The organism is Pseudomonas tehranensis (genome assembly GCF_014268615.1).
GTDB classification, from domain to species: domain Bacteria; phylum Pseudomonadota; class Gammaproteobacteria; order Pseudomonadales; family Pseudomonadaceae; genus Aquipseudomonas; species Aquipseudomonas tehranensis.
In genome coordinates, this window is the sequence record NZ_JABWQV010000342.1 from 1 (window position 1) to 4363 (window position 4363).

Here is a 4363-nt window from a genome sequence, read left to right on the forward strand (position 1 = left end):
GCGAGGGAGCTTGCTCCCGCTGGGCCGGGCCGGCGCACCCGCGCGAAGCGGCCCCTGTTTAGGGGCTGCTGCGCAACCAGCGGGAGCAAGCTCCCTCGCCACGGGTTTGTGTCAGGTTCAGCTGTTGTTGTGATCGATCTTGATGGTCGGGTCACTGCCGGCGATCAACGAGTTCAGGTTGATGTTCGACCAGTTGTTGCCTTCGAGCTTGATCGTCACGTCCGGGGTGGCCGCTGCGGCGTCGCCCGCGTTGAACTTGCCGGAGGTGCTGACCTGCAGGGACGACACGCCATCGACCGTGCTGATCTTCAGGAAATTGTCGATGGTGCTGCCGGTCTCGCCCTGCAACAGATCCCGCAGGTCGATCCGGTCACCTTCGCCGGCCTTGAAGTCCTTGATCACGTCGGTGCCGGTGTCGCCGGACTTCCAGACAAAGGTATCGCCACCCAGGCCGCCGATCAGGGTGTCATTGCCCTGGCCGCCGATCAGCGTGTCGTTGCCTTTGCCGCCGAGCAGGATGTCATTGCCCTTGCCACCGTCGAGCAGGTCGTTGCCGCCCTGGCCGAAGATGATGTCATTGCCGGCACCGCCCAGCAGTGTGTCATTACCGTCGTTGGCACCGGACACATCGAAAGCGCTGTAGTGCTCGGTGATGTATTGGTGCACGTTGCTGGTGGTGACTTTGCTGACTTCCACACCGTTCTGCTGGGCTACGAAGGCCTGAATGGACTGGTAGCCTTCGCCGGCGATGCCATTGAAGCTCACCAGGTCGCCGAACAGGATGTCGTTGCCGTCTGCCCCATTGACTGTGTCAGCGCCCGGCAGGGTCGCTTCGGTGTGCCCGATGATGGAGTCGGCCAGGTTCTTGGGATCGATGTTGGTCTGCGGCGTCTTGTCGGAGTCGTAGTCCTTCAGGTCGTCCAGCGTCACGCCTTTGTTCAGGCCGATGGCTTCCACGCCCGACACCGAGCTCAACAGTGCGAAAGCGCTCAGGGAGTTGCTGGTGGTGGTCGAGCTGGTGCTGCTGCCCGTGCCGTCGCGATACGACAGTTCATACGTGCCGTCGCCCTGGGCGCGCAGGGTGCCCAACTCTTCACTGTTCCAATAACCGCCCCAGGATTTTTTCCAGGTCAGCAGCGTGACATCGCCGGACGCGTTTACCTGAATGCGATGCGTGCTGTCCAGGTCGGCGCTGAACGTCTGGCCCAGCTTGTAGTTGGCTGTCGTGATCAGGCTGTCGAGCTTCACGTCGCCATACAAGGTCGGGTTCGTTTGCTCGCCGGACTGGTAGTAGGTCGGCTGGCCGTCGGTGATGAAGTACGTCAGGTTCGTCGCGCCGGTGTTGCTCAGGGCTTCGCTGCTCTTGAACCAGTTGGCCGTGGTCTTGAACACATCCTCGTAGTTGGTACCGCCGCCGGACACCATCGAATCCAGCACGCTTTTGAGCAGTACGAGTGCGTTCGGATCATTGAGGTTGACCGATACGGTTTTATTCACCTGGCTGTCGAAGTCTGCCAGGAAGATGTTCACCGTCCCGGAGTTGCCGCCCATGCTCTGCTTGAGGGTGTTGAACACCGAGGTCAACGAATCCTTGGCGGCTGTGACGGACGATGCGCTCATGCTGCCGGAGCTGTCGACCATGAAGGCGATGTTGTAGTTGACGCCCGGCACCACCGTCAGACCGCCGATGTCGGCGACCACAATGTCGTTGCCGTCAGTGCCGGTGACATTGTCACTGCCAGAGGTGGCCGTGGTGGAGGTGTACACCGCCGGATAAATCGTGACCGGTATCTGCGCCGTAGTGGTTGCCGACCCACCAAGGGCTTCGGTGGAAGTCGACGTGACGGTCAGGTTGAACTGGCCGTTGTAGTAGGTCGGTGGCGTCAGGGTCAGGCTGCCCAGATTCCAGCCGGTGACCGAGGCTTCGCCATTGCTGCCCACGGTCGCGGTGTGGCCGGCACCGTCGCTCAGCACGCTGCCTTCCGGGATCCCGCCGATTTTCACGCTCAGGCTTTCGGAGCCATCGGTATCGGTCAGCGCCGTGGTGATCTTCGACAGGTTCACACTGCCGCCTTCGGCGCCTTCGTTGAGTTTGAAGCCGTCGTAGTAGCCTTCACCATTGGTGCCGTGCAGATCGGAAACGGTTACGCCCGCATTCACCAGATCAGCCACGCCGGTATACAGCGGCACGCCGGCACTGCTCAGGTCGGTCGGGGTGCTGCCGTTGACCGACAGGTTCACGTCATAGCTGCCCGGGCCGGTCTGGTTGTGGTGGTAGATGTCCAGGGTGTAGTAGCCGCTGGTGGTCGGGGTGAACGAGCCGTTGAGCTTGCCGCCCGCTCCCCAGGTGATGCCCGCGACATCCTTGCCACCGATGGTCACCAACAGGCTGTCATCGCCGGTGCCGCTGAAGGTGTAGGTCTTGCCAGCTTCGAGGAAAATCAGGCCCGAGGTTTTCGACGCGGTGCCCGGGTTCACGTTGCTGTCGGACTGCACGTTGTTCACGGTAGTGCTGCTGTTGGGTGTTCCCGCAGCATCGATCACCGACTTGAGCGTGCCAGACGGCGCGCCGCTGCCATCGGTGCCCAGGCCCGACAGGCCAGTCCAGACTTCCTTGACCAGGCCCGTGGAGGTCACGGTGTTGCCGGCCACGTTGAGGGTCGGTGCATCGGCGACCGGCGTGATGTCGATTTTCACGGTACCGGTGGTGCCCAGTGCCTGGCCGTCGGTGGGCTGGAACTTGATCTGCGCGTAATCGGATTTCTGGTCGCCCACGCCGTTCGCGTTGCCGTTGGCACCGGATTCATTGGTATCCGGTGTGAAGCGCAGCTTGCCGGCGTCGATGTCGGTCTTGGTGAAGGTCTGGTTGTTGGCCACGTCCTTCCAGGTTGCACCGTCCAGATACTGCAACTTGCCGTCAGCAGGCAGTCCGGTGATTTTTATCCCAAGGCTGGATGCGGAGCTGTCCACATCGCTGACACCAAAGGTCGACCAGCCAAGAATCAGCGAGGTGTCTTCGGTACCGGTTACCGCGCCGCCAATTGCGACCGGCGCATCGTTGACCCCGACCACGTTCACGGTGGTGGTGGCGGTGTTGGAGTAGCTCGTACCGTCGGTCACCGTCACGGTGATGATGCGCGGCACGGTGCTCGGGTCGTCGCTGCTGTTGGTGAAGCTGATGTTTTTGATCTGCTGCATGTAGTCGGCCAGCGTCGCATTGCCCGACAGGGTCAGGGTGACCGTGCCGTTGGTGCTGTTGGCGTTGATGCTGATGCCGTTGACGCTGTTACCCAGGTTTAGCGCATCACCGGGCTGACGGTTGGTCAGCACGATGGTGGCGCCGGTCAGCATCGTGCTGTCCGGGTCGGTGATTTTCAGGTCGGTGTCGCCGATGGACACGCCCGGGCCGGTGGTGCCTTCGGTGAAGGTCACCTGGTAATCGGCGCCAGTCTTGCCGCTGGAATTGTTGGCATCCAGGTCCAGTACCGGCGGTGCATCGTTGTCGATGATCGACGTACTGACGCTGCCGTTGGTGCCGCTGACGGCCAGGTTTTCGAAGTTGCCGCCAGTGGCCGAGTCGATCTTGACCACGAAGTTTTCGGTACCTTCGGTGATCTTGTCGTCCAGCGTCGCCACGTTGAAAGTGGCGCTGGAGGCATTGGCCGGAATCTTCACGGTGTAGACGCCGGTGAAGTCCGTACCGTCGGCGGCAGTGCCGCTGTAGACGATCTTGAGCGTCACTTCGGTTTGCGCCGGGTTCGTCAGGCTTACGGTGTACGTGGCGGCCTGGCCTTCGGTGACCGAGGTGCTGCCGGTGATGCTGACGATGGTGTTATCGACGGTGTCGGTGACATCGGTCACCGCTGGCGTGGTGCTCGGGACGAGGTTCTCGAAGTTGCCGCCGGTGGCGTTATCGATGCTGACTTCGACTTTGCCGGCGTCTTTGTAGACGTCGTCTTTTGGCGCATCGACGGTCACAGTGCCGGTGGTGGCGCCGGCAGCGATGTTGATTACAGCGCCGTTGCTCAGGGTCACGGTGACCGGGGTGCCGGCGGCATTGGTCAGGGTTGCGGTGTAGGTGATCTGACCGCCTTCGGCAACCGAGTCGGTAGCGCTCAGGCTCAGGCCAGTCGTGTCCTGCACGTCAGTGACAGTGGTGTCCGCCGGAGTGGCATCGATGTCGAGTTTTTCGTAGTTACCGCCCTGGGCGTCGTCGATCTTAACGCTCAGCGAATCTCCACCTGACAATGCGTCGTTCTGCGTAACGAAGTTCACCGAGCCGGAGCTGGAGCCGACGGGGATGGTAATGCTTTGACCGTTGCTTAACGTGACAACCAGCGGAGCGCCGGTGACTGGAGCGTTG

General features: G+C 61.8%; 1 pseudogene. It reads right to left on the bottom strand.

The features are described 5' to 3' along the window. Positions 1-117 precede the first annotated feature (117 nt). Positions 118-4363 (bottom strand): annotated as a pseudogene (locus HU811_RS25465) (LapA family giant adhesin); the annotation flags it as partial.